The sequence below is a fragment of the Pseudomonas sp. O39 genome (genome assembly GCF_045447295.1).
In the GTDB taxonomy this organism is placed as follows: domain Bacteria; phylum Pseudomonadota; class Gammaproteobacteria; order Pseudomonadales; family Pseudomonadaceae; genus Aquipseudomonas; species Aquipseudomonas antarctica_A.
In genome coordinates, this window is record NZ_JBJGXV010000002.1 from 356,635 (window position 1) to 380,957 (window position 24,323).

The window sequence follows — 24,323 nt, forward strand, 5'->3', positions numbered from 1 at the left end:
GGTTCCGGCCACACCGTCCTTGAACTGATCAGACTCAGCCTGATCACGTTGTATAGAAGGTTTGTGTCCCCTTCGTCTAGTGGCCTAGGACACCGCCCTTTCACGGCGGTAACAGGGGTTCGAGTCCCCTAGGGGACGCCACGATTACCCGCTCTGCGGGATTTTTAAGGGTCATTCAATTATTGAATGGCCCTTTTGTTTGTCTGGCGTTTGGGTTTTTACGTCTCCCCCTCCAATACCCGCATCGAATACCCAGTCATTGGCGCGCAAGGCTTCCAGCGATCTGGCCTCGGCTCGCTGCATCGCGAACGGCTGCGGCAGGTGCTTTATTCCATTTGTTTTCATCTGTGCTGCTCGGACCAGCGGTCATGTGGGTGGCTTGCGAAATATTATTATGGTAATAATATTTAACCCATGAGCGACGGAGGCAACGATGAGCGATAAAAAAGCGCAAACCCGCGAACGCATTTTGCAGGCTGCCAGCGCGGCGTTGATCCAGCGCGGCCCGGCCGAGCCGAGTGTCGGTGAAGTCATGGGGGCGGCTGGGCTCACGGTCGGGGGGTTCTACGCGCACTTTGAAAGCAAGGATGCGCTGATGCTGGAAGCTTTCACGCAGTTGCTGGCCCGGCGTCGTGCCTCCATTGACGATATGGACGCACGACTGACCGGCGAGGAGCGTAGAGGCCTGGTGGCAGCATTCTATCTGTCGCGCAAACACCGCGACTCGACGGAGCAGGCCTGCCCGATCCCGGCAACGGTGGGCGAGATGAGCCGCCTGCCGGATGAGTTTCGCCTGGCGCTCAACGAGCATACGGAGTTGATGGCCGCCCAGTTGGCTGCCAGCCCGGAAGACACCGACAAAGCCCTGGCGGATATGGCCCTGATGATCGGCGGCCTGGCGTTGGCGCGAGCCCTTGGCCCGGGCGAATTGTCGGACCGCGTCTTACGCGCTGCCAAGTCGGCGGTACGTTAAAAAGAGGAATCGCACGGTGGGTGCATTAACTTGGATTCGTGGTTTCAATGGCACTGTCGGTCGCTTGGCGCCGCGCACGGTGGCGAGCAAGTTGCGCCGCGCTTTCATGACGCCTCGCAACCTGTCGCCGCGTGATTGGGAGTTGCCGCTGCTGGCGCAATCGGAGCGCATGACCTTGCGTTTCGGTCTGTCGGCGCTGCGCTGGGGGCAAGGGCCCGCCGTGTTGCTGATGCACGGTTGGGAAGGGCGCCCCACGCAGTTCGCCAGCCTGATCACCGCGCTGGTGGATAACGGTTATTCGGTGATTGCCCTGGATGGGCCGGCCCATGGCCGTTCGCCTGGGCGTGAAGCGCATGTGCTGCTGTTTGCTCGCGCCATGCTCGAAGCCGCCGCTGAGTTGCCGCCGCTGCATGCGGTGGTGGGGCATTCCATGGGCGGCGCCAGTGCGATGCTGGCGGTTCAGTTGGGGTTGCGTACCGAGGCGTTGGTCAGCATTGCGGCGCCGTCGCGTTTCCTCGATGTGCTACGTGGTTTTGCCGGTAGGGTGGGGTTGCCGGCGCGTGCGCGCGCAGCATTCATCCGCGAAGTCGAATTGACCTTCGGCATGCCGCTCAAGCACTTGGATGTCGCTCACTACCAGATGAACCTTCCGGGGCTGATCGTGCACGCCGAAGACGACACTTTTGTTCCGGTCAAAGCCTCTCAAGCCATTCATGACGCCTGGTTCGACAGCCGTCTGCTACGCCTGGAGCAAGGCGGCCACCAGAAAGTGCTGGCCGACCCGCGGGTGATCGACGGCGTACTGACGCTCCTGGCCGGCCGCCGTTTACAGGCGCGGCAAACCGCCTGATACACTGCTCCCGCCGACATTAATCGACTGGAGCAAGGCATGGGCTGGGATTTGGCAACGCCGTTTATCATTGATCTGCAGGTCGCCGCTGAAGACATCGACGGCCTGGGGCACGCCAATAACGCGGTGTACGTGTCCTGGCTGGAGCGCTGCGCCTGGCGCCACTCACAGCGCTTGGGGCTGGACCTCACCGAGTACCGCCGCCTGGACCGCGCCATGGCCGTGGTGCGCCATGAGATCGACTACCTGGCGGCAGGCTATGAGGGCGACGAATTGCAACTGGCTACCTGGATTGTTGACTGGGACCAACGCCTGAAAATGACCCGTCGCTTTCAACTGGTTCGCCCCCGTGACGGCGCGACCTTGCTGCGGGCGCGAACCACCTTTGTCTGCATCGAGCTGTCCAGCGGCAAGCCCAAGCGCATGCCGGCTGAGTTTCTCGACGGCTATGGTCCCGCCCTGACAGGGGGTTAACGGTTACGCTGGGAAACCCAGTAAACTGCGCCACGATTTTTGTTGAGTGTTTTCCATGCAAATTGCTTTGGCGCCCATGGAGGGGTTGGTCGACAACATCCTGCGGGACGTGTTGACCCGCGTGGGCGGTATTGACTGGTGCGTGACCGAATTTATTCGCGTCAACGACCGCCTGCTCACTCCGGCCTATTTCCACAAGCTCGCTCCGGAACTGCTGCACGGTGCCCACACCGCAGCGGGTGTGCCGTTGCGCGTGCAGTTACTGGGTTCCGACCCGGTCTGCCTGGCGGAAAACGCCGCGTTGGCCTGTGAGCTGGGTTCGCAGGTAATCGACCTGAACTTCGGTTGCCCGGCCAAGACCGTCAACAAATCCCGTGGCGGTGCGGTCTTGCTCAAGGAGCCGGAGCTGCTTAACCAGATTGTCGAGCATGTACGCCGCGCAGTGCCCGCGCATATTCCGGTCACCGCCAAGATGCGCCTTGGTTTCGACAGCCCGGACGGTGCGCTGGTGTGCGCCACGGCCCTGGCTGAAGGCGGTGCGGCACATATTGTGGTGCATGCGCGGACTAAGGCCGATGGTTACAAGCCGCCCGCTCACTGGGAGTGGATCCCGCGCGTGCAGGACGTGGTCAAGGTGCCGGTGTTCGCCAACGGCGATATCTGGAGCGTCGAAGACTGGAAGCGTTGCCGCGAAATCAGCGGGGCCGACGACATCATGCTCGGCCGTGGCCTGGTGGCGCGCCCTGACCTGGCGCGGCAGATTGTGGCGGCGAAGGCGGGTGAAGAGGTGGTGGAAATGACCTGGGCAGAAATGCAGCCGATGCTCCACGAGTTCTGGCGCCAATCGGTGGCGCAGTTGACCGAAAAGCAGGCGCCGGGTCGTTTAAAGCAGTGGCTGGCCATGCTGACACGCAATTATCCCGAGGCCGTGGAGCTGTTCACCGCGATGCGTCGGGAAACCGACTTGCAACAGGTCGGTCGTTTGTTGGGAATGCCCCCTCCGGTTGCCGCTGGATAGTTTGACGACCCCGTATTAACCGATACGGGCCTTGAGGCGGATGTGCCTCACATCAACAAACGCCTGAACCCCTCGATCGGCAACGGCCGGCTGTGCAAATACCCTTGATACAAATGGCAGCCCAGCTTTTGCAGGAACGCCAGTTGTTCCGGGGTTTCCACGCCCTCGGCGATCACGTCCAGGTTCAGGCTACGGGCCATGGCCACAATGGCGCGGATGATTTCTGCATCGTTGGGGTCATGGGTGGCGTCGCGCACAAAGGACTGGTCGATCTTCAGTGCATCCACCGGCAGGCGCTTGAGGTAGGTCAGCGACGAATAGCCGGTGCCGAAGTCATCCATCGCAAAGCTCACGCCGAGCTTTTTCAGGCGGCGCATCTTGGCCACGGTATCGTCCAGGTTCTGGATCACGATGCCTTCAGTGATTTCCAGTTTGAGCAGGCTGTGGGGCAGATGGTACTGCTTGAGGCTGTGCTCCACCCGCTCCACAAAGTCGTTCTGGCGAAACTGCCGGGGGCTGATATTCACGCACAGGCTGAAATTCAGTGGGTCCACCAGTCCGTCGGCAATCAGTTGCGCAAATGCGCCGCAGGCTTGATCGAGAATCCAGGTGCCGACTTCCAGGATCAAGCCGCTGTCTTCCAGGACTTTGATGAATTCGGACGGTGACTGCGCACCCAGTTGCGGATGTTGCCAGCGCACCAGCGCCTCGGCGCCGACGATTTTGTTACCGCGCGCATCCACTTGGGGCTGGTAATGCACGCTGAACTCTCCGCGTGACAGGGCCAGGCGCAGGTCGGTCTCCATGCGCAGGCGCTCGCTGGCGGTTTTCTGCATGCTGTTGTGGAACATTTGTATGGTGTTGCGTCCCGAGTCCTTGGCGCGATAGAGGGCGATATCGGCGCGTTTAAGCAGGTCGGCCGGCGTGGAGCCATGGTCGGGAATCAGCGCCACGCCAATACTGGGCGTGACCTGCAAGCGGTGCCCATCGAGGAACATCGGCTCCGAGAGCAGTTCGCGCAGGGTGTCGGCCAGCTCCTGCACTTGGGCGCTGACTTGCGCCCGCGTACCCTCCAGGCCACTGAGCAGTACCACAAATTCATCCCCGCCCAGGCGCGCTACCGTGTCCTCCATGCGCACGCTGGCTTCCAGGCGCGCGGTGACGATTTTCAGCACGGTGTCGCCCACCGGGTGGCCGAGGGAATCGTTGATGTGCTTGAAGTGGTCGAGGTCGAGGAACAGCAACGCGCCGCGTAAGTTGTGGCGCTTGAGCAGGGCGATCTGCTGGCTCAGGCGATCCATCAGTAATGCGCGATTGGGCAGGTTGGTCAGCGGGTCGTGATAGGCCAGGTGACGAATCTGCGCCTGGGCGTTTTTCAGCAGGCTCACGTCCCGCGCGGTCAGCAGCAGGCACGGCATTTCATTCAGGGTGATCGGTTCTACCGAAACCTCGACGGCCAGCACCTCGCCACGTTTGTTGTGCCAAAGCATTTCCAGATGATGGATACGACCTTTGATCTGCAGTTCGGCCAAGAGCGCAGCACGCTGGTTTTCATCGGCCCAGATGCCAATCTGGTAAAGCGTGAGGCCAATAGCTTCTTCGGCGCGATAGCCGGTGAGGCGGCAAAAGCCGTCGTTGACTTCGACATAGCGGCCAGTGTCACGTTCGGTAATGGAAATGGCGTCGGGACTGGAATGGAAAGCCTTGGCGAATTTTTCTTCACTGGCCTTTAGCGCGGCCTCCGAGCGTTGTTGCTGGGTGATATCGCGCAGGGTGGTGACGATACAGGATTGGGCTCCGACCGTGATCAGCCGGCTGGAGATCATGCAGGTCAAGCTTTGGCCATTCTTGTGGTGCACCACGATGGCCACATTGCTCAGCGCCTGCTCGCGGATCACCCGTTCGATACGCTGCAAGCGCTTGCTCGATTCATCCCACAGGCCAATCTGCTCAGCGCTTTTGTCGATGACCTCGGCAACTGTCCAGCCAAAGGTCTGGGTGAAGGCGGGGTTGATTTCGATAAAGGCGCCACTGTCCAGGCACGTGACGCAGATCGGGTCGGGGCTGGCCTGGAACAGGCTGGCGAATTTTTCTTCGGACGCGGTGATGCGTTGTTCGCGCTCCACCTGGTCGGTGATATCGAGCAAGGTGCCGGCCATGCGCAGCGGTTTGCCGGATTCGTCGCGATAGAGGCGTGCCCGGCTTTCCAGGTAGCGAGGGCTGCCGTCCTCCGTCAGCACGCGGTAGGTCAACTGATAGTTGCCGTCCTGGCCTTCACGCAAGCTGCGATAGGCATTGCGCATGCCTTCGCGGTCGTCATCCGACATGCCATCAAAAAACGCATCGAACGACTCGTGGAAGGGTTCGGGCGGCAGCCCGTGCAATTGGGCGGCGCGGGCCGAGCCGTAGAGCATGCCGGTGGGGATGTGCCAGTCCCAGGTGCCCAGTTGCGCCGAATCCAGGGCGAGGTCGAGGCGCTCCTGGCTGTCCTTGAGGGCTTGCTCGGCGTTTTTGCGCTCGGTGGTGTCGAGAAAGGTGCTGATCAGGTAAGCCTCGCCCTCCAGCTCGACTTTCTGCGCGCTGAGGGTGCCATCGTGGATCTGGCCGTTGCTGGCGCAGAACTGCACCTCCATGGTGATGGGTTCGCCCTTGCGCTGCGTGGCCTTGACCAACAGCGCACGTTGTTCAGGCTGTCGCCACAGGCCAAGGTCCAGCGTGGTGCGGCCGATCGCGTGGGCCACGGGCCAACCGAAGTGTATCTCGAAATACTGGTTGGCTTCGCTGATCAGGCCGTCGGATTGACGGGTCAGCAGGACCATGTTGGGGCACAGGTGAAACAGCGTGGCGAAGCGTTTTTCCGACTGCATGAGGGCGCGCTCGCGCTCGCGCTGGCGGGTGGTCTCGCGGATCACGCCGATCATGCGGCGCCGACCGGCCTTGTCCGGCATCAGGCTGCCATTGATTTCCAGCCAGTGATCGCTGCCATCCGGCCACTGTATATGGTGGTGCATGGCCTGCTCGAACGGCTCTCCCGCCAGCACCGCATGAAAGGCGCGCACGACCCGCTCACGATCCTGTGGGGCGAGAAGGTCGAGGTATTCCAGGTCCTTGGGCAAAGGTTGCCGAGGATCGTAGCCGAACAGCGCCTGAGTGCCCCTTGACCAACTGATTCTGCCGGTGTCGATTTCCCAGCTCCACGCGCCCAGCCGGGCAGCATTGAGGGCTGCCAGCAATTGCGGGGCATTGTCCCAGCTTTGTTCCGCCTCTTGAGGGTCCAGGGCGTAAATGCGGGGCAGGGGCGGCACGGAGTCGACGGGGTTGCGCATTATCAAAGGGCCTTGGCTCAATGGGCGGTCGGCGCGGCGTGTTTCAGACCTTGGGGTCGCACAGCTTCATGCCGGTATCCCTGGCAGATCGACCTGTGCATCCAATAGGCTCATGAAAGCCCGCGCAGCGTTCGACAGCGTCCTTTCGGTGTGCACGATATAGCCTAGCTGGCGACTGAGCTGTATGCCCGGTAAAGCGATGCTTGCCACCTGATCGTCGAGCATGGTGCGCGGCAAAACGCTCCAGGCCAGGCCGATAGACACCATCATCTTGATCGTTTCCAGGTAGTTAGTGCTCATCGCGATGTTCGGCGTCAGGCCTTGAGCCTCGAATAGACGGCTGACGATGTGGTGGGTAAAGGTGTTGCCGCCCGGAAACACCGCCGGGTGCCTGGCAATATCGGCCAGATTGACAGTGCCGTTGCCGGTCAAGCTGTGCTCCGGTGCCACCACGAAATCCAGGGGGTCATCCCACACCGGGGTGGCGCGGACTAAATTGTGCGGATCAGGCGCCAGGGTAATGACCGCCACTTCGGCGCGGCCATGCAGAATCTCTTCGTAGGCCACTTCCGAATCGAGGAACTGAATATCCAGCGCCACGTTGGGGTACTGGCGGGTAAAGGTGCGCAGGATCGGTGGCAGGCGGTGCAGGCCGATATGGTGGCTGGTGGCCAGGGTCAGCCGACCGCTGACTTCGCCGGTCAGGTTGGTGAGGGCACGGCGCGTATCGTCCAGCACGTTGAGAATCTGATAGGCGCGCGGCAGCAAAGCCCGCCCGGCCTCGGTCAGGCCGACTTCACGGCCCAGGCGATCGAACAGGCGCACTTTTAATTGTTGCTCCAGGCCGGCAATGCGCTTGCTGATGGCCGGCTGGGTCAGGTGCAGTCGTTCACCGGCGCCGGAGAAGCTGCCGGTCTCGGCGATAGCAATAAAAGCGTTGAGGTTGGCCAAGTCCATTGTGGTATTCCAGTTGGTAATCCAAAGCATAAAAAATATGAATTTGAGTTATTTAATGTAGCGCCATACCATCAGCCTCACAAGCCAAAGGGTTATTGAATGTCTCAAGGCCCGGGGCATAGAAAGACCGATGATGAGGACCGACTGATGGCCGGCAAAACGCTTTACGACAAGCTTTGGGATTCCCATGAAGTGAAACGGCGCGACGATGGCTCGTCGCTGATCTATATCGACCGTCACATCATCCATGAAGTGACCTCGCCCCAAGCGTTCGAAGGCCTGCGGCTGGCCGGGCGCAAGCCTTGGCGCGTCGACTCGATCATCGCCACCCCGGACCACAACGTACCGACGACCCCTGAGCGCAAGGGCGGCATCGACGCGATCGTCGACACCGTGTCGCGCCTTCAGGTGCAGACCCTCGACGATTACTGCGACGAATATGGCATCACCGAATTCAAGATGAATGACGTGCGCCAAGGCATCGTTCACGTGATCGGCCCGGAGCAGGGCGCGACGTTGCCCGGCATGACTGTGGTTTGCGGCGACTCCCACACCTCTACTCACGGTGCGTTCGGCGCGTTGGCCCATGGCATCGGCACATCCGAGGTGGAACATGTGTTCGCCACCCAGTGCCTGGTCGCCAAAAAAATGAAGAACATGTTGGTCCTGGTCGAAGGCACATTGCCCTTTGGCGTGACTGCCAAGGACATCGTGCTCGCCGTGATCGGCAAGATCGGCACCGCCGGTGGTAACGGCCATGCCATCGAGTTCGCCGGCAGCGCGATTCGCGACCTCTCCATTGAAGGCCGCATGACCATCTGCAACATGTCCATCGAAGCCGGTGCCCGCGTGGGCATGGTGGCGGCGGACGAAAAGACCGTTGAATACGTCAAGGGCCGTCCGTTCGCACCGAAAGGCGCCGATTGGGATGCCGCCGTCGAAGCCTGGAAAGACCTGGTCTCCGACGCCGATGCGGTGTTCGACACCGTGGTCGAGCTCGACGCTGCGCAGATCAAGCCGCAAGTCAGCTGGGGCACCTCGCCGGAAATGGTCCTGGCCGTCGACCAGCACGTGCCGGACCCGGCTAAAGAAGCCGACCTGGTCAAGCGCGGTTCCATCGAGCGCGCCTTGAAATACATGGGCTTGAAAGCCAACCAGGCGATCACCGACATCCAGCTGGACCGCGTGTTTATCGGTTCCTGCACCAACTCGCGGATCGAAGACCTGCGCGCCGCGGCGGTGATCGCCAAAGGCCGTAAAGTCGCCTCGACCATCAAGCAAGCCATCGTGGTGCCAGGCTCGGGCCTGGTCAAAGCGCAAGCCGAAGCCGAAGGCCTGGACAAGATCTTCCTCGAGGCCGGTTTTGAATGGCGTGAGCCGGGCTGCTCGATGTGCCTGGCGATGAACCCGGACCGTTTGGAATCGGGCGAGCATTGCGCGTCCACCTCCAACCGTAACTTCGAAGGGCGTCAGGGCGCCGGTGGCCGTACCCACCTGGTCAGCCCGGCCATGGCCGCTGCAGCTGCCGTCAACGGTCGTTTCATCGACGTTCGCGAATTGATCTGAGGAAAACCCGATGAGAGCTTTTACCCAACACACAGGTCTCGTAGCGCCGTTGGACCGTGCCAACGTCGACACCGACCAGATCATCCCCAAGCAGTTCTTGAAGTCGATCAAGCGCACCGGTTTTGGCCCCAACCTGTTCGATGAGTGGCGCTACCTGGACGTGGGCTACGCCTACCAGGACAACTCCAAGCGCCCGCTGAACAAGGACTTTGTGCTCAACGCCGAGCGTTACCAAGGCGCCAGCGTGTTGCTGGCCCGCGAGAACTTCGGTTGCGGCTCCAGCCGTGAACACGCGCCGTGGGCCCTGGAAGAATATGGCTTTCGCAGCATCATCGCGCCGAGCTACGCCGATATCTTCTTCAACAACAGCTTCAAGAACGGCTTGCTGCCGATCATCTTGAGCGACGCCGAAGTGGATGAGCTGTTCAAGCAAGTGGAAGCCGATGTGGGCTACCAACTGACCGTCGACCTGGCTGCGCAGACCGTTACGCGCCCGGACGGCAAGGTGTATCACTTCGAAGTCGATGCGTTCCGTAAGCACTGCCTGCTCAATGGCCTGGATGACATCGGCCTGACCTTGCAGGACGGCGATGCGATTGCCGCGTTTGAAACCAAGCACCGGGCCAGCCAGCCCTGGTTGTTTCGCGACGCGTGATTCTATGTAGACCGGACTGGCCCCTTCGCGAGCAAGCCCGCTCCCACATTTGATCGCATTTCAACTGAAGGAACTCGGTTGAATGTGGGAGCGGGCTTGCTCGCGAAGACGGCAGTACAAACAACACAAGTCTCAAGGACGCTCACCATGACCAGCAACGCCCACACCCAAGTCGTGCAAAAACAATTCGGCGAGCAAGCCTCGGCCTACCTGAGCAGTGCCGTGCACGCCCAAGGCACCGAATTCGCCGTGCTCCAGGCCGAACTGGCCGGGCAGGGCGCTGCACGACTGCTGGATTTAGGCTGCGGTGCCGGGCATGTGAGTTTCCAAGTGGCGTCGTTGGTAAAAGAAGTGGTGGCCTACGACCTGTCCCAACAAATGCTCGACGTGGTAGCTGCCGCCGCTGTAGATCGCGGCCTGAACAACATTCGCACCGTATGCGGCGCCGCTGAACACCTGCCATTCGCCGATGGCGAGTTCGACTTCGTGTTCAGCCGTTACTCGGCCCACCACTGGAGCGACCTCGGCCTGGCTTTGCGTGAGGTGCGCCGCGTACTCAAGCCAGGTGGCGTGGCGGCCTTTGTCGACGTCTTGTCACCGGGCAGCCCGCTGTTGGACACTTACCTGCAAACCGTCGAAGTGCTGCGCGACACCAGCCACGTGCGCGATTACTCCGCCGCCGAGTGGATGCGTCAACTTAGCGAGGCCGGGCTGCATGTGCGCACCAGCAGTCGCCAACGCCTGCGCCTGGAATACACCTCCTGGGTCGAGCGCATGCGCACACCACAGGCCTTGTGCACCGCGATCCTAGAGCTGCAGCAGGCGATGGGCCAGGAAGTGCGTGATTACTACGAGATTCAGGCCGACGGCACCTTCAGCACCGACGTGCTGGTGGTTTTTGCCGAACGTTGATTAATTTTCCCGGCCTGCCCACGGGCAGGTCGCTTGATGAAATGAGGAACGCATGAGCAAGCAGATTCTGATTCTTCCTGGCGACGGTATTGGTCCGGAAATCATGGCCGAAGCGGTCAAAGTCCTGGAATTGGCCAACACCAAGTACAGCCTGGGCTTCGAACTGAGCCACGACGTGATCGGCGGCGCCGCGATCGACAAGCATGGCGTGCCCTTGGCCGACGAGACGCTGGACCGTGCCCGTGCTGCTGACGCTGTGCTGCTCGGCGCCGTGGGCGGTCCGAAATGGGACAAGATCGAACGTGATATCCGCCCTGAGCGCGGCCTGCTGAAAATTCGCGCGCAACTGGGCCTGTTCGGCAACCTGCGTCCGGCCATCCTCTACCCGCAACTGGCCGACGCGTCGAGCCTCAAGCCGGAAGTGGTGGCGGGCCTGGATATCCTGATCGTGCGCGAGCTGACCGGTGGTATCTATTTCGGCTCGCCGCGTGGCGTGCGCGAGTTGGAGAATGGTGAGCGTCAGGCCTACGACACCCTGCCGTACAGCGAGAGCGAAATCCGCCGTATCGCCCGTGTCGGTTTCGACATGGCCCGCGTGCGCGGCAAAAAGGTCTGCTCCGTCGACAAAGCCAACGTACTGGCCTCCAGCCAACTGTGGCGCGAAATCGTCGAAGAAGTGGCCAAGGACTACCCGGACGTCGAACTTAGCCACATGTACGTCGACAACGCCGCGATGCAGCTGGTGCGTGCGCCGAAGCAGTTCGACGTGATCGTCACCGACAACCTGTTCGGCGACATCCTGTCCGACCAGGCCTCGATGCTCACCGGTTCCATCGGCATGCTGCCGTCGGCGTCCCTGGATACCAACAACAAGGGCATGTACGAGCCCTGCCACGGTTCGGCGCCGGACATCGCAGGGCAGGGCATTGCCAACCCGTTGGCGACCATTTTGTCGGTGTCGATGATGCTGCGTTACAGCTTCAACCTGAGCGACGCGGCCGATGCCATCGAGAAGGCCGTCAGCCTGGTGTTGGACCAAGGTTTGCGCACCGGTGACATTTGGTCACAGGGTTGCACCAAAGTCGGCACGCAAGAAATGGGCGACGCAGTAGTCGCCGCGCTGCGGAATCTGTAATCTCTCGGGCCCGCTTGCAGTTGTTGCTGCAAGGCGGCCCACTTTTTAACAAGGTGTAGTTGCGATGAAACGTGTAGGTCTGATCGGTTGGCGCGGTATGGTCGGTTCCGTGCTCATGCAGCGGATGCTGGAAGAGCAGGATTTCGATCTTATTGAGCCGGTGTTTTTCACCACTTCGAACGTAGGTGGCCAAGGGCCGTCCGTGGGCAAGGATATCGCCCCGCTCAAGGACGCCTACAGCATTGAAGAGCTGAAAACCCTCGATGTGATTCTGACCTGCCAGGGTGGCGACTACACCAGCGAAGTCTTCCCCAAGCTGCGCGAAGCCGGCTGGCAGGGTTACTGGATCGACGCCGCCTCCAGCCTGCGCATGCAGGACGACGCCGTGATCATCCTCGACCCGGTCAACCGCAAGGTCATCGACCAGCAACTGGATGCGGGCACCAAGAACTACGTCGGCGGCAACTGCACCGTCAGCTTGATGCTGATGGGCCTGGGCGGCTTGTTCGAAGCGGGCCTGGTCGAGTGGATGAGCGCCATGACCTATCAGGCGGCGTCCGGTGCGGGTGCGCAGAACATGCGCGAACTGATCAAGCAAATGGGCGCGACCCACGCGGCGGTTGCCGATCAACTGGCCGACCCTGCCAGCGCGATCCTTGACATCGACCGCCGTGTGGCCGAAGCCATGCGCAGCGAGGCCTACCCGACCGAGAACTTCGGTGTGCCATTGGCCGGTAGCCTGATCCCGTGGATCGACAAGGAACTGCCGAACGGCCAGAGCCGCGAAGAGTGGAAAGCCCAGGCCGAAACCAACAAGATTCTGGGCCGCTTCAAGAGCCCGATCCCGGTGGACGGTATTTGCGTGCGTATCGGCGCCATGCGCTGCCACAGCCAGGCGCTGACCATCAAACTGAACAAAGACGTGCCGATCGCCGATATCGAAGGGCTGATCAGCCAGCACAACCCATGGGTCAAGCTGGTGCCGAACAACCGCGAAATCAGCATGCAGGAGCTGAGCCCGACGAAGGTTACCGGCACCCTGAATGTGCCGGTTGGCCGTCTGCGCAAGCTGAACATGGGCACCCAGTACCTGGGCGCGTTCACCGTTGGCGACCAACTGCTGTGGGGCGCGGCCGAGCCACTGCGCCGCATGCTGCGGATTTTGCTGGAGCGGTAATCGCTGCTGGTAAGTAAGAAACCCGCGTTCTGGTGACAGGCGCGGGTTTTTGTTGTTCTTTAGGGCCCTCATCGCCGGCAAGCCAGCTCCCACACTTGACCGAGTTCCAGCGTTGAAATGCGGTCGAATGTGGGGGCGGGCTTGCTCGCGATGGGGCCAGCAGCCACAGCACAAACCCCCCAGGTTAATTGCCTCACCCCCAGCCACCCGGTAAAGTGCCGCTCCCCCCGCAATGCCCGAGGCAGCCCCCATGACCCAGACTTTTGAAATTGCAGTGATCGGCGCCACCGGCACCGTGGGCGAAACCCTGGTGCAGATTCTCGAAGAGCTGGATTTCCCGGTGGGCACCTTGTACCTGCTGGCGGGCAGCAACTCGGCCGGTGCGTCAGTACCGTTTCGCGGCAAAAACGTGCGGGTAAAGGAAGTCGATGAATTCGATTTCAGCAAGGCGCAATTGGCGTTCTTCGCAGCCGGTCCGGCGGTAACCCTGAGTTTCGCCCCGCGCGCCACGGCCGCCGGCTGCTCGGTGATCGATCTCTCCGGCGCGTTGCCGGCCGAGCAGGCACCTCAAGTGGTGCCGGAAGCCAACGCCCATGTGCTGGACGATCTGAAAAAGCCCTTCCAGCTGGGCAGCCCAAGCCCGTCCGCTACCAACCTGGCGGTAGTCCTCGCGCCGCTGCGCCGTTTGCTGGACATTCAGCGCGTTAGCGTCACCGCCAACCTGGCCGTCTCTGCCCAGGGCCGTGAGGCTGTCAGCGAGTTGGCTCGACAAACCGCAGAGCTGCTGAACGTACGCCCGCTGGAGCCCAAGTTCTTCGATCGGCAGATGGCCTTCAACTTGCTGGCACAAGTCGGCACGCCCGACGCCCAAGGTCATACAGCCCTGGAACGACGCCTGGTCCACGAACTGCGTGCGGTACTGGAAACTCCTTTACTGAAGATTTCCGCAACCTGCGTTCAAGCACCGGTGTTTTTTGGCGATAGCCTGACTGTGTCATTGCAATTGGGCGCGGCAGTCGATCTGGCGGTGGTCAACCGTGCACTCGAGGCTGCACCGGGCATTGAGCTGGTCGAAGAGGGCGATTACCCCACGGCCGTGGGCGATGCGGTCGGCCAGGACGTGGTCTACGTGGGCCGAGTACGTGCGGGCGTGGATGACCCGGCGGAACTAAATCTATGGCTGACGTCAGATAACGTACGCAAAGGCGCCGCATTGAATGCCGTGCAACTGGCGCAGTTGTTGATAAAAGGCCTTGCGTAAAAGATACTTGGCGGCAATTTGTAGATTGATTCTAGCCAAGCGCTATGCTTGGTCCCTAGCGGAACAGAAGCGCGTCGGTAACCTATCGGCTCGCCATGCCTTATGGCAGCGGTTACCAACCTTCTCGCAGGCCGGGGAGTGTTCAAACAAAGGATGAGGCTATGGTTCAAGTTCGCAAACTGGTGTTAGCAATAGCGGCCGCCTCAGCGCTGTCCTCCGGTATGGCGCAGGCGCTGCAGCTTGGGGAGATGACCCTCAAGTCGAAGTTGAACCAGCCGTTGTCGGTGGAAATCGAATTGCTTGATGTCGGTGGCCTCACCGCTTCCGAGATTACCCCGGGCCTGGCCTCCGACCAGGCGTTTGTAGACGCAGGCGTTGATCGCCAGGCGTTCCTCAATGACCTGACGTTTACCCCGGTGATCAACCCTAGCGGCCGCAGCGTGGTGCGCGTCACGTCCAGCAAGCCGCTGCCGGATTCCTATGTGCGTTTCCTGCTGCAGGTGCAATGGCCCAATGGCCGCCTGATGCGCGACTACAGTGTGCTGCTCGACCCGGCCAAGTTCGAGCAGTCGGCACCGACGCCGACGCCGACTGCCAGCGCACCCGCGCCGCGTTTGAGCGCGCCGACCGGCACTGCGCCGACTGTCAGCAAACCCGCTCAGCACACCACGACTTCTCACGACACCCTGTGGGAAATTGCAGCAAAGAACCGTAATGGTGCGTCGGTCCAGCAGACCATGCTGGCTATTCAGGCGCTCAACCCTGACGCCTTTGTCGACGGCAACATCAATCGCCTGAAAACTGGCCATGTCCTGCGCCTGCCGGACCGCCAGCAAGCCTCCGCCTTGGCGCAGCCCAAGGCGATTGCCGAAGTGACCGCGCAAAATGCGGCCTGGCGCCAGGGGCGTCGCACGGCCAACAATCAAGCGGCGGGCAAGCAGCAACTGGACGCGACCAAGCGCGCCCAGGCGGGCAATGCGCCGTCGAGCACCGACGCGAAGGATAACTTGAGCCTGGTCTCTGCCGAATCGGCCAAGAAAGGCGCGAAGGGCAAGGCGGGTGACGGTCGGGCACTGAACGACAAGCTTGCGATGACCCAGGAACAACTGGATACCACTCGCCGCGACAATGCCGAACTGAAAAGCCGCGCGGCGGACCTGCAAAGCCAGTTGGACAAGCTGCAAAAGCTGATTCAACTGAAAAACGATCAACTTGCCAGGTTGCAGGCAGCAAACGGCGCCCCGGCGGCGCCGGCGATTGCGGCGATGCCCGCTCAATTGGCCGGCGAGCCAGCCGCTGCGCCGGCTGCTGTTCCAGCAACGCCCGAAGTTGCGCCTGCTGCGGCTGCACCGACACCGGCACCGGCTGCACCCGAGCCGATCAAGCCGGATGCCGCGCCTGACACCACCGAAGGTAAATTCAACGATCTGCTGACTAATCCGATCGTCCTGGGTGTGATCGGCGGTGCGGCTGGCTTGCTGGTGTTGTTGCTCCTGTTGTTGTGGGCACGTCATCGCAATGCGCGCCTTGAAGAAGAAAAGCACCTGCGTATGGCGCGGGCTTTGGCCGAAGAACCGCAATTTTCCCCTAGCATTGATCACGACCTGCCACCAGACAGCTTCGAAGGCCTTGAAGTAACGCCACCGAACGTCAAGTTGGCTGCTGCGCCTGCGCCCGCTGCGGTGGTTGAGCCGGTCGTGGTTGCGCCGACGGTTGCCTCGGTACTCTCGCCGCTGGCGGTTGCCGTCGCTCCGGAAAATTCCAGTGATGCGTTGGCGCAAGCTCAATCTCATATCGACCGTGGTCACCTGAACCAGGCGGCCGATGTGCTGGAGCAGGCGATCAAGCGCGAGCCCAAGCGAAGCGATCTGCGTTTGAAGTTGATGGAAGTTTACGGCCTGCAGAGCGACAAGGACGGCTTCGTTACCCAGGAGCGTCAACTGGTGGCCAATGGTGAGAACCATGCCCAGGTCGAGCAGCTCAAAAGTCGCTTCCCGGCCATGGCTGTGTTGGCGGCGGGCGTCAGTGCTGCGGTGGCTGCAGCAGCCCTGGACGCCCAATACGTCAAGAACCTGATGGAAGACAAACCCGCTGCTCCGGCCCCGGAGCCAGAGGCGTTCGACACGGATTTCGACCTGAGCCTGGACGATCTGGAAGCCGCTTCACCGGCCGTGGTCAACCCGAAAGACGAGCTGAGCTTCGAGTCTGTGTTGCAACAGCAGACTGAAGCCAAGGCCAGCCCGGACGATTTGTCGGACTTTGATCTGGACCTGCAACTGGAGGCTCCGGCGTCCACGCAGTCGGATGACGACTTCCTTTCCGGTCTTGAAGACCAGATGAAGGACGTTCCGGCCGTTGAGCCGCCGACCCTGACGCCTGCCGCGCTGGACGACTTTGACCTGCCGGAAGATTTCGACCTGTCCCTGGCGGATGAGCCGCAAGCGCCTGCCGCCGGCAAGCCCGAGGTATTCGCCTCGGAGCTCGATGACGTCAACGCTGAGCTGGATCGCCTGTCCCAGAGCCTGGAGCATCCGCCGATCGAGCCTTCCTTCACTGCTGAAGAGGCGGCGTTGGGCGGTGATGAGCCGGAATTCGACTTCCTTTCCGGTACCGATGAGGTCGCCACCAAGCTGGACCTGGCCCAGGCCTACATCGACATGGGCGATGCCGACGGCGCGCGGGACATCCTTTCCGAGGTGCTGACCGAGGGCAATGAAATCCAGCGCGGTGAAGCCAAGGAAATGCTTGGCAAAATCTGAAGGAAGATGCAAATCCAGAGTGGGAGCGGGCTTGCTCGCGAAAGCGGAGTGTCAGTCAATGCATTAGTTGGCTGGCCCACCGCTTTCGCGAGCAAGCCCGCTCCCACATCAGGACTGCGTACGCTCATGCAACAAAAGCGCCCCTCATACGCCTGCCGCCTTTATAATGGGCGCCTTTGCGCAACTCATCGGGCTCTCAGTTCTTGGCAAATATAGATAACGCGGCCGCCGAAATGGCGGCCGCAGGCTTTTACCGCATCGCCCTGGGCGTGGAATACAAAGGTTCGCGCTATCGCGGCTGGCAGCGCCAGGCCTCCGGCGTATTGACGGTGCAGGAAACCCTGGAAAACGCTTTATCGAAAGTCGCTGACTCGCCGGTGTCGCTGATGTGCGCCGGGCGTACCGACGCGGGTGTGCACGCCTGTGGCCAGGTGGTGCACTTCGATACCCAGGCCGAGCGCACGATGAAAGCGTGGGTGATGGGCGCCAATATTAATTTGCCCCACGACGTCAGCGTCACCTGGGCCAAGGTCATGCCTGCGGATTTTCATGCGCGATTCAAGGCGATTGCCCGGCGCTACCGCTATGTGATCTATAACGATCAGATCCGCCCGGCGCACCTTAATCAGGAAATTACCTGGAACCACCGTCCCCTGGATGCCGAGCGCATGGCCGAGGCTGCACAGCATTTGGTGGGTGTGCATGACTTCAGCGCCTTCCGTGCCGGCCAGTGCCAGGCCAAATCGCCGATCAAGGAAGTCCATCACCTGCGGGTGACCCGCCACGGCAAAATGATCGTGCTGGACATCCGTGCCGGCGCCTTCCTTCACCATATGGTGCGCAACATTGCGGGCGTGCTGATGACCATCGGCACCGGCGAGCGTCCGGTGGAGTGGGCCAGGGAAGTGCTGGAAAGCCGCATCCGCCGCACTGGCGGGGTGACGGCGCATCCGTTCGGCCTGTACCTGGTGGATGTGGAATACCGCGATGAGTTCGAGTTGCCGGATCGCTTCATCGGGCCACACTTCCTCACAGGTTTCAGCGAACTTGGCGGCTGACGCCCGGAAAAGCTTTTGTTACCATCCGGGACTTTCTCGGTCCAACCCTGAGGTTTCTACGACATGTCAGCCGTTCGCAGCAAGATTTGCGGGATTACCCGCATAGAAGACGCGCTGGCGGCAGTCGAGGCGGGCGCGGATGCCATTGGTTTCGTGTTTTATGCCAAAAGCCCGCGGGCGGTGAATGTGTTGCAGGCTCGGGCAATCATTGCCGCGCTGCCGCCGTTCGTGACCACCGTGGGGCTGTTCGTCAACGCCAGTCGCTGCGAACTCAACGAAACCCTGGATGCCGTGCAGCTGGACATGCTGCAATTCCATGGCGATGAAAGCCCCGACGAGTGTGAAAGCTACCAGCGCCCCTATATCAAGGCGCTGCGGGTCAAGGCGGGGGATGACATTGCCGCCGCCTGTGCGGCCTATACTGGTGCTCGCGGGATTCTGTTGGACACCTATGTCGAAGGTGTGCCCGGCGGAACGGGTGAGGCCTTCGACTGGACGCTGATTCCCGAAGGCTTGAAGACGCCGATCATCCTCGCGGGTGGCCTCAACCCGGCCAATGTCGGGGCGGCCATCGAGCAGGTCAGGCCGTACGCGGTGGACGTGAGTGGTGGGGTGGAGCAGGGCAAGGGCATCAAGGATCACCAGAAGATTCGCGCATTCATGCAGGCCGTGCGCAACAGCAGTGGCGCGATGTGACGGCTGACAGTCTGCCGCCGTCCATAACTACCACTGTGTAGAACAGCACCGGCGCCGCCTGCGGGAGGCCCGGAAATGAAGTGGCAACCCTGCGCTGGCAGGTTGTCTGGAAGGCTGAGGAGGCATGCGGGAAATGGCCGGTCGAACGTCTGACCCCGTCCAGCATGTGTCATCGCCACATATGAATTTAGCTCAAGGGCATACGCGGGGCTGTGTTCAAGCCACCGGTACTGGAGAAAGAAAGCATGAGCAACTGGTTAGTAGACAAACTGATCCCTTCGATCATGCGTTCCGAGGTGAAGAAAAGCTCGGTTCCTGAAGGTCTGTGGCACAAGTGCCCATCCTGCGACGCGGTGCTGTACCGCCCCGAGCTGGAAAAGACCCTGGACGTTTGCCCCAAGTGCAACCACCACATGCGTATCGGCGCCCGCGCCCGCATCGACATTTTCCTCGACGCCGATGGCCGTAACGAGCTGGGCGCCGACCTGGAGCCGGTTGACCGACTCAAGTTCCGCGACGGCAAGAAGTACAAGGACCGCCTGACCGCTGCGCAGAAGCAGACCGGTGAGAAGGACGCGCTGATTTCGGTCAGCGGCAAGCTGCTGGGCATGCCGGTTGTCGTGTCCGCGTTTGAGTTCTCCTTCATGGGCGGTTCCATGGGCGCCATCGTGGGTGAGCGTTTCGTACGTGCCGCCAACTACGCCCTGGAAAACCGTTGCCCGATGATCTGCTTCGCCGCCTCAGGTGGCGCGCGTATGCAGGAAGCGCTGATCTCCCTGATGCAAATGGCCAAGACCTCCGCGGTGCTGGCGCGTCTGCGCGAAGAAGGCATTCCGTTCATCTCCGTGCTGACCGACCCGGTCTACGGCGGCGTTTCCGCCAGCCTGGCGATGCTGGGTGATGTGATCGTCGGTGAGCCGAAGGCCCTGATCGGCTTTGCCGGCCCGCGCGTGATTGAACAAACCGTTCGCGAAAAGCTGCCGGAAGGTTTCCAGCGCAGCGAGTTCCTGCTTGAGCACGGCGCCATCGACATGATCATCGCCCGTGGCGAGCTGCGTCCACGCCTGGGTAACCTGCTGGCGCAAATGATGGGCCTGCCGACACCGGTGTACATCGCGCCTAAAGTCGAGCCAATCGTCGTGCCGCCGGTGCCTGCAAACCTATGACCCAGCGTACCCTGGGCGAATGGCTCGCCTACCTTGAGCAATTGCATCCGTCCGCCATCGACATGGGCCTGGAGCGCTCGCAACAGGTAGCGGCCCGCCTTGGGTTGGGCCGGCCGGCACCGCGCGTGGTCACGGTGACCGGTACCAACGGCAAAGGCTCTACCTGCGCCTTTGTCGCGGCGCTGCTGCAGGCTCAAGGGCTGAAGGTGGGCGTGTACAACTCCCCGCACCTGTTGCGTTACAACGAGCGGGTGCAGCTCAATGGCGTCGAAGCCACTGACGAGCAGCTCTGCGAAGCCTTCGCCGCGCTGGACGTCGGGCGTGGTGAGATATCCCTGACTTACTTCGAGATGGGCACCTTGGCGGCGTTCTGGCTGTTCGAGCGTGCGCAGTTGGATGTGGTTGTCCTGGAAGTTGGCCTGGGTGGGCGTCTGGACACGGTCAACGTGGTAGATGCCGACCTCGCGCTGGTCACCAGCATTGGCGTTGACCATGCCGACTACCTGGGTAATACCCGCGAGTCGGTAGCCTATGAAAAGGCTGGTATCTTCCGTCAGGGCAAGCCTGCGCTGTGTGGCGACCTGAACCCGCCGCATACCTTGCTCGATAAGGTGCGTGAACTGGATTGCCCGTTTTTCCTGCGGGGGCGCGAATTCAATCTCGAGATTGGCAACCAGCATTGGCAATGGCGCGGGCGTGATGGGCGTGGGCAAGTTGTAGAGTTGCGTGATTTGCCGCTGCTGAACCTGCCGATGGAAAACGCTGCGCTCGCGCTGCAAGCCTACTTGCTGATGGATTTGCCGTGGAATGCCGAGCAGATTGCTGCGACATTGCAGGCGACTCGTGTGGTTGGGCGTCTGGATCGCCGCACGTTCGAGTGGGCGGGCAAGCGTTTGAATCTGCTGCTGGATGTGGGGCACAACCCGCACGCTGCCGAATACCTGGCACAGCGCCTGTCGCGCACGCCACCGGCTGGTCGCCGTTTGGCGGTGTTCGGGCTGTTGGCCGATAAAGACCTGGACGGCGTGGTCGCGCCGTTGCTGAGCAATGTCCAGGCGTGGGCGGTAGCGCCGCTGGATACGCCGCGCACTCGTCCGGCCGCCGAGCTGGAAATCGCCTTGCAGAACCTTGGCGCATCGGTGGCGTCGTATGCAAGCGTCACCGCGGCACTTGAAGCGCAATGCGCGGTGGCCACGGCCGAGGACGAAATTCTGTTGTTCGGATCATTTTATTGTGTTGCCGAGGCGCTCGAGTGGTTGGCCCGGCGCTCCACGGAGGAAGCTGCACATGGCATTACTGGATAGCGCATACAAGCAGCGAATGGTTGGGGCCCTGGTGTTGGTGGCGTTGGCGGTGATTTTTCTGCCGATGCTGTTTTCCCGTCAGGACGAACAGCGCCAGGTAGTCGTCGAGGCGCCGGCCGCGCCCCAGGCGCCTGCGGTCCCTCAGGTTCAGGTTGAGCCGGTGGTGGTGCCCGAGCCGCAGGCGCTGCCGCAAGAGCCGGTGCCGACCGACGAGGAAATCGCTGCGCAGCAGGCGCCGACCCAGCCGATACAGCCGAGTGTTCCTGTGGTCAAGCCTGCTCCGGCCCCGGTCGTTGCCGCCAAGCCTGTTGCGCCCGCGCCTGCGCCCAAGCCAGTAGCGCCGCAACCGGCTGCGCCGGGTAAGCCTGATGTGGGGCAGAGCCGTATCGATCCGAATGGCTTGCCGATCAGTTGGTCGATCCAGCTCGCCAGCCTGGCCAACCGCGAGAGCGCCGAAGCCTTGCAGAAAAAGCTGCGTACCCAGGGCTACAACGCCTATATCCGTAGCGCCGACGGCAAGAACCGGGTGTTTATCGGGCCGCTGATCGAGCGTGCCGAGGCGGATCGCCTGCGGGACTTGTTGGGCCGGCAGCAGAATCTCAATGGTTTTGTGGTGCGTTTCCAGCCTGAGCGCGGCTGAATAGTTACGCGCTTTTAGGTGGGGCGCAGGCCAAGTGTGGGAGCTGGCTTGCCTGCGATAGCGGTGGGGCAGTCAACAGTGATGTTGAAAGTGCCAGCGTCATCGCAGGCAAGCCAGCTCCCACATTAGTTTTCAGTGGTCTTGAGATAGCGTTAACTCTGGGCAACCCATTGATTTGCAAAGCACCCGTAATCACAGCTTACCGATAGCCCGGCGCTCTGCTAAAATGCGCCGCCTTATCCGTACGTAGGCTGCACTGTGCCATTTACCTGGGTTGATTGGGCGATCGTTGCAATCGTCGCCATCTCCGCTTTGATCAGTCTAAGCCGCGGCTTCGTAAAAGAAGCACTGTCGTTGCTGACTTGGATCATCGCAGGAGTCGTAGCCTGGATGTTCGGTGGTTCACTGTCGGTTTACCTGGCCGGGTATATCGAAACACCTTCGGCTCGCGTTATCGCGGGCTGCGCCATCATGTTCATCGCCACGCTGCTGGTGGGGGCAATGGTCAATTATCTTATTGGCGAGTTGATACGTGTCACCGGCCTCTCCGGGACCGATCGATTTCTCGGCATGGCCTTCGGCGCCGCGCGTGGCGGCCTGCTGGTGGTTGTGGCGGTCGGGCTGTTGAGCCTGGGGCCGGTACAGCAGGATTCGTGGTGGCAGGAGTCGGTACTCGTGCCAAAATTTCTATTGGTTGCAGACTGGTCCAAGAACCTCATTCTGGGGTGGAGCAGTCAGTGGCTGGCCAGCGGAATCAGCGTACCCGCTGATCTTCCGTTCAAGGAACACCTTTTACCGGCCAAAACGCCTCAGTAAGCTGTGTTCAGTCAAGATTCATTAAGTAGGGGTTGCGTCGCATGTGTGGCATCGTCGGTATCGTCGGTAAGTCGAACGTCAATCAGGCGCTGTATGACGCGCTAACCGTCCTCCAGCACCGCGGCCAGGACGCTGCCGGTATTGTGACCAGCCACGACGGCCGGTTATTCCTGCGCAAGGACAATGGCCTGGTGCGTGACGTGTTCCATCAGCGTCACATGCAACGCCTCGTCGGGCACATGGGCATTGGCCATGTGCGTTACCCGACTGCCGGTAGCTCGACTTCGGCCGAAGCTCAACCGTTTTACGTCAACTCGCCTTATGGCATCACCCTGGCGCACAACGGTAACCTGACCAACGTTGAACAGCTGGCCAAGGAGATTTACGAATCTGACCTGCGCCACGTCAACACCAACTCCGACTCGGAAGTGCTGCTTAACGTGTTCGCTCACGAGCTGGCCCAGCGTGGCAAGTTGCAGCCGACCGAAGAAGATGTGTTCGCTGCCGTCACTGATGTGCACAACCGTTGCGTCGGCGGCTACGCGGTGGTGGCCATGATCACCGGTTATGGCATCGTCGGTTTCCGCGACCCCCACGGCATCCGCCCGATCGTGTTCGGCCAGCGTCACACCGACGAGGGCGTCGAGTACATGATCGCTTCCGAAAGTGTGTCCCTGGACGTGCTGGGCTTCACCCTGATCCGTGACCTGGCCCCGGGCGAAGCGGTGTACATCACCGAAGATGGCAAGCTGCATACCCGTCAGTGTGCTGTGGCGCCGAAACTCACCCCGTGCATCTTCGAACACGTCTACCTGGCGCGTCCGGATTCGATCATTGATGGCGTTTCGGTCTACAAGGCGCGTCTGCGCATGGGCGAGAAGCTGGCCGAGAAGATCCTGCGCGAACGTCCAGAGCACGATATCGACGTGGTGATCCCGATTCCGGACACCAGCCGTACCGCTGCGCTGGAGCTGGCCAACCATCTGGGCGTCAAGTTCCGCGAAGGTTTCGTCAAGAACCGCTACATCGGCCGTACCTTCATCATGCCGGGCCAGGCAGCGCGCAAGAAGTCGGTCCGCCAGAAGCTCAACGCCATCGAGCTGGAATTTCGTGGCAAGAACGTGATGCTGGTGGACGACTCCATCGTGCGCGGCACCACGTGCAAGCAGATTATCCAGATGGCCCGCGAAGCCGGTGCGAAGAACGTGTACTTCTGTTCCGCCGCGCCTGCCGTGCGTTACCCGAACGTGTACGGTATCGACATGCCGAGCGCCCACGAACTGATCGCCCACAACCGTTCGACCCAGGACGTGGCCGACCTGATCGGCGCCGACTGGCTGATCTATCAGGACCTGCCGGACCTGATCGAAGCGGTCGGCGGTGGCAAGATCAAGATCGAGCAGTTCGACTGCGCCGTGTTCGACGGCAAGTATGTGACCGGTGATGTCGATGAGGCTTACCTGAACAAGATCGAGCAGGCGCGTAACGACTCGTCGAAGATCAAGACCCAGGCGGTCAGCGCGATCATCGATCTGTACAACAACTGAGTAAACACCGGCCCTGAGGGGCCGGTTTTGTAT

General features: G+C 61.3%; 20 protein-coding genes and 1 tRNA gene. 19 read left to right on the forward strand and 2 right to left on the reverse strand.

Features of this window, described 5'->3' with window-relative positions:
- Nucleotides 1-65 precede the first annotated feature (65 nt).
- The 5 genes from ACI77D_RS04135 to ACI77D_RS04155 all read left to right on the forward strand — a co-directional run bounded on the left by ACI77D_RS04135 (nt 66) and on the right by ACI77D_RS04155 (nt 3,315).
- Nucleotides 66-141: transfer RNA gene (locus tag ACI77D_RS04135), tRNA-Glu, on the forward strand.
- Nucleotides 142-433: 292 nt separating this feature from the next.
- A complete protein-coding gene (locus ACI77D_RS04140) occupies nt 434-973 on the forward strand; it encodes a TetR/AcrR family transcriptional regulator (protein ID WP_064453259.1) in 540 nt (179 codons plus the stop codon).
- A gap of 16 nt (nt 974-989) precedes the next feature.
- Entirely contained in the window at nt 990-1,823 is an 834-nt protein-coding gene (locus ACI77D_RS04145; protein WP_407016106.1) for an alpha/beta hydrolase, read from the forward strand.
- Between the two features lie 39 nt (nt 1,824-1,862).
- Complete coding sequence (locus ACI77D_RS04150) at nt 1,863-2,297, forward strand: acyl-CoA thioesterase (RefSeq protein ID WP_407016107.1); 435 nt, start codon at nt 1,863-1,865, stop codon at nt 2,295-2,297.
- Between the two features lie 55 nt (nt 2,298-2,352).
- Nucleotides 2,353-3,315 (forward strand): tRNA dihydrouridine synthase, encoded by a 963-nt coding sequence (locus ACI77D_RS04155; RefSeq protein WP_407016108.1) that lies wholly within the window; start codon nt 2,353-2,355, stop codon nt 3,313-3,315.
- A gap of 47 nt (nt 3,316-3,362) precedes the next feature.
- Here ACI77D_RS04155 and ACI77D_RS04160 read toward each other — a convergent pair whose 3' ends face one another.
- Together ACI77D_RS04160 and ACI77D_RS04165 are read right to left on the reverse strand one after the other, a co-directional pair.
- Nucleotides 3,363-6,641, reverse strand: a complete 3,279-nt coding sequence (locus ACI77D_RS04160; RefSeq protein ID WP_064453256.1) for an EAL domain-containing protein — start codon at nt 6,639-6,641, stop codon at nt 3,363-3,365.
- A 66-nt stretch (nt 6,642-6,707) separates the two neighbouring features.
- Nucleotides 6,708-7,598 (reverse strand): LysR family transcriptional regulator, encoded by an 891-nt coding sequence (locus ACI77D_RS04165; protein ID WP_064453255.1) that lies wholly within the window; start codon nt 7,596-7,598, stop codon nt 6,708-6,710.
- Between the two features lie 147 nt (nt 7,599-7,745).
- Between ACI77D_RS04165 and leuC the strand changes: the two genes are divergently transcribed.
- The 14 genes from leuC (at nt 7,746) to purF (ending at nt 24,290) form a co-directional block, all read left to right on the forward strand.
- Entirely contained in the window at nt 7,746-9,164 is a 1,419-nt protein-coding gene (gene leuC / locus ACI77D_RS04170) for a 3-isopropylmalate dehydratase large subunit (RefSeq protein ID WP_064453254.1), read from the forward strand.
- 10 nt (nt 9,165-9,174) lie between these two features.
- Nucleotides 9,175-9,819 (forward strand): 3-isopropylmalate dehydratase small subunit, encoded by a 645-nt coding sequence (gene leuD / locus ACI77D_RS04175; protein WP_053257092.1) that lies wholly within the window; start codon nt 9,175-9,177, stop codon nt 9,817-9,819.
- Between the two features lie 147 nt (nt 9,820-9,966).
- The gene (locus ACI77D_RS04180; protein ID WP_407016109.1) at nt 9,967-10,731 is read left to right on the forward strand and encodes a class I SAM-dependent methyltransferase; all 765 of its coding nucleotides are present in this window, start codon (nt 9,967-9,969) and stop codon (nt 10,729-10,731) included.
- Between the two features lie 52 nt (nt 10,732-10,783).
- Nucleotides 10,784-11,866: a 3-isopropylmalate dehydrogenase gene (gene leuB, locus ACI77D_RS04185; protein ID WP_064453251.1), complete on the forward strand. Its 1,083-nt coding sequence runs from the start codon at nt 10,784-10,786 to the stop codon at nt 11,864-11,866.
- A gap of 64 nt (nt 11,867-11,930) precedes the next feature.
- Nucleotides 11,931-13,043 (forward strand): aspartate-semialdehyde dehydrogenase, encoded by a 1,113-nt coding sequence (gene asd / locus ACI77D_RS04190; protein ID WP_053257089.1) that lies wholly within the window; start codon nt 11,931-11,933, stop codon nt 13,041-13,043.
- Nucleotides 13,044-13,293: 250 nt separating this feature from the next.
- Nucleotides 13,294-14,304, forward strand: coding sequence for an aspartate-semialdehyde dehydrogenase (locus ACI77D_RS04195; RefSeq protein ID WP_407016110.1), 1,011 nt, complete (start codon nt 13,294-13,296; stop codon nt 14,302-14,304).
- Between the two features lie 161 nt (nt 14,305-14,465).
- Nucleotides 14,466-17,063, forward strand: a complete 2,598-nt coding sequence (locus ACI77D_RS04200) for a FimV/HubP family polar landmark protein (RefSeq protein ID WP_407016111.1) — start codon at nt 14,466-14,468, stop codon at nt 17,061-17,063.
- Nucleotides 17,064-17,296: 233 nt separating this feature from the next.
- Entirely contained in the window at nt 17,297-18,121 is an 825-nt protein-coding gene (gene truA / locus ACI77D_RS04205; protein WP_064453248.1) for a tRNA pseudouridine(38-40) synthase TruA, read from the forward strand.
- Between the two features lie 63 nt (nt 18,122-18,184).
- A complete protein-coding gene (locus tag ACI77D_RS04210; protein ID WP_064453247.1) occupies nt 18,185-18,817 on the forward strand; it encodes a phosphoribosylanthranilate isomerase in 633 nt (210 codons plus the stop codon).
- A 245-nt stretch (nt 18,818-19,062) separates the two neighbouring features.
- Nucleotides 19,063-19,983, forward strand: coding sequence for an acetyl-CoA carboxylase, carboxyltransferase subunit beta (gene accD, locus ACI77D_RS04215; RefSeq protein ID WP_064453246.1), 921 nt, complete (start codon nt 19,063-19,065; stop codon nt 19,981-19,983).
- Nucleotides 19,980-21,287 carry a bifunctional tetrahydrofolate synthase/dihydrofolate synthase gene (gene folC / locus ACI77D_RS04220; protein ID WP_064453245.1) on the forward strand — a complete coding sequence of 436 codons (1,308 nt, stop codon included), beginning with the start codon at nt 19,980-19,982 and terminating at the stop codon, nt 21,285-21,287. Before accD ends, folC begins: the two co-directional genes overlap by 4 nt.
- On the forward strand, nt 21,271-21,927 hold the full coding sequence (locus ACI77D_RS04225) for an SPOR domain-containing protein (protein WP_064453244.1): 657 nt from the start codon (nt 21,271-21,273) through the stop codon (nt 21,925-21,927). The genes folC and ACI77D_RS04225 overlap by 17 nt, the downstream gene beginning before the upstream one ends.
- Nucleotides 21,928-22,185: 258 nt before the next feature.
- Nucleotides 22,186-22,743, forward strand: a complete 558-nt coding sequence (locus ACI77D_RS04230) for a CvpA family protein (RefSeq protein ID WP_003212681.1) — start codon at nt 22,186-22,188, stop codon at nt 22,741-22,743.
- 41 nt (nt 22,744-22,784) lie between these two features.
- On the forward strand, nt 22,785-24,290 hold the full coding sequence (gene purF, locus ACI77D_RS04235) for an amidophosphoribosyltransferase (protein ID WP_064453243.1): 1,506 nt from the start codon (nt 22,785-22,787) through the stop codon (nt 24,288-24,290).
- Nucleotides 24,291-24,323 lie beyond the last annotated feature (33 nt).

Bases quoted from the DNA above. Each gene is read 5' to 3' on its own strand.
- ACI77D_RS04140 (WP_064453259.1), top strand. From the start codon at position 434: ATGAGCGATAAAAAAGCGCAAACCCGCGAACGCATTTTGCAGGCTGCC.
- ACI77D_RS04150 (WP_407016107.1), top strand. From the start codon at position 1,863: ATGGGCTGGGATTTGGCAACGCCGTTTATCATTGATCTGCAGGTCGCC.
- ACI77D_RS04155 (WP_407016108.1), top strand. From the start codon at position 2,353: ATGCAAATTGCTTTGGCGCCCATGGAGGGGTTGGTCGACAACATCCTG.
- ACI77D_RS04160 (WP_064453256.1), bottom strand. From the start codon at position 6,641: ATGCGCAACCCCGTCGACTCCGTGCCGCCCCTGCCCCGCATTTACGCC.
- ACI77D_RS04165 (WP_064453255.1), bottom strand. From the start codon at position 7,598: ATGGACTTGGCCAACCTCAACGCTTTTATTGCTATCGCCGAGACCGGC.
- leuC (WP_064453254.1), top strand. From the start codon at position 7,746: ATGGCCGGCAAAACGCTTTACGACAAGCTTTGGGATTCCCATGAAGTG.
- leuD (WP_053257092.1), top strand. From the start codon at position 9,175: ATGAGAGCTTTTACCCAACACACAGGTCTCGTAGCGCCGTTGGACCGT.
- ACI77D_RS04180 (WP_407016109.1), top strand. From the start codon at position 9,967: ATGACCAGCAACGCCCACACCCAAGTCGTGCAAAAACAATTCGGCGAG.
- leuB (WP_064453251.1), top strand. From the start codon at position 10,784: ATGAGCAAGCAGATTCTGATTCTTCCTGGCGACGGTATTGGTCCGGAA.
- asd (WP_053257089.1), top strand. From the start codon at position 11,931: ATGAAACGTGTAGGTCTGATCGGTTGGCGCGGTATGGTCGGTTCCGTG.
- ACI77D_RS04195 (WP_407016110.1), top strand. From the start codon at position 13,294: ATGACCCAGACTTTTGAAATTGCAGTGATCGGCGCCACCGGCACCGTG.
- ACI77D_RS04200 (WP_407016111.1), top strand. From the start codon at position 14,466: ATGGTTCAAGTTCGCAAACTGGTGTTAGCAATAGCGGCCGCCTCAGCG.
- truA (WP_064453248.1), top strand. From the start codon at position 17,297: ATGGCGGCCGCAGGCTTTTACCGCATCGCCCTGGGCGTGGAATACAAA.
- ACI77D_RS04210 (WP_064453247.1), top strand. From the start codon at position 18,185: ATGTCAGCCGTTCGCAGCAAGATTTGCGGGATTACCCGCATAGAAGAC.
- accD (WP_064453246.1), top strand. From the start codon at position 19,063: ATGAGCAACTGGTTAGTAGACAAACTGATCCCTTCGATCATGCGTTCC.
- folC (WP_064453245.1), top strand. From the start codon at position 19,980: ATGACCCAGCGTACCCTGGGCGAATGGCTCGCCTACCTTGAGCAATTG.
- ACI77D_RS04225 (WP_064453244.1), top strand. From the start codon at position 21,271: ATGGCATTACTGGATAGCGCATACAAGCAGCGAATGGTTGGGGCCCTG.
- purF (WP_064453243.1), top strand. From the start codon at position 22,785: ATGTGTGGCATCGTCGGTATCGTCGGTAAGTCGAACGTCAATCAGGCG.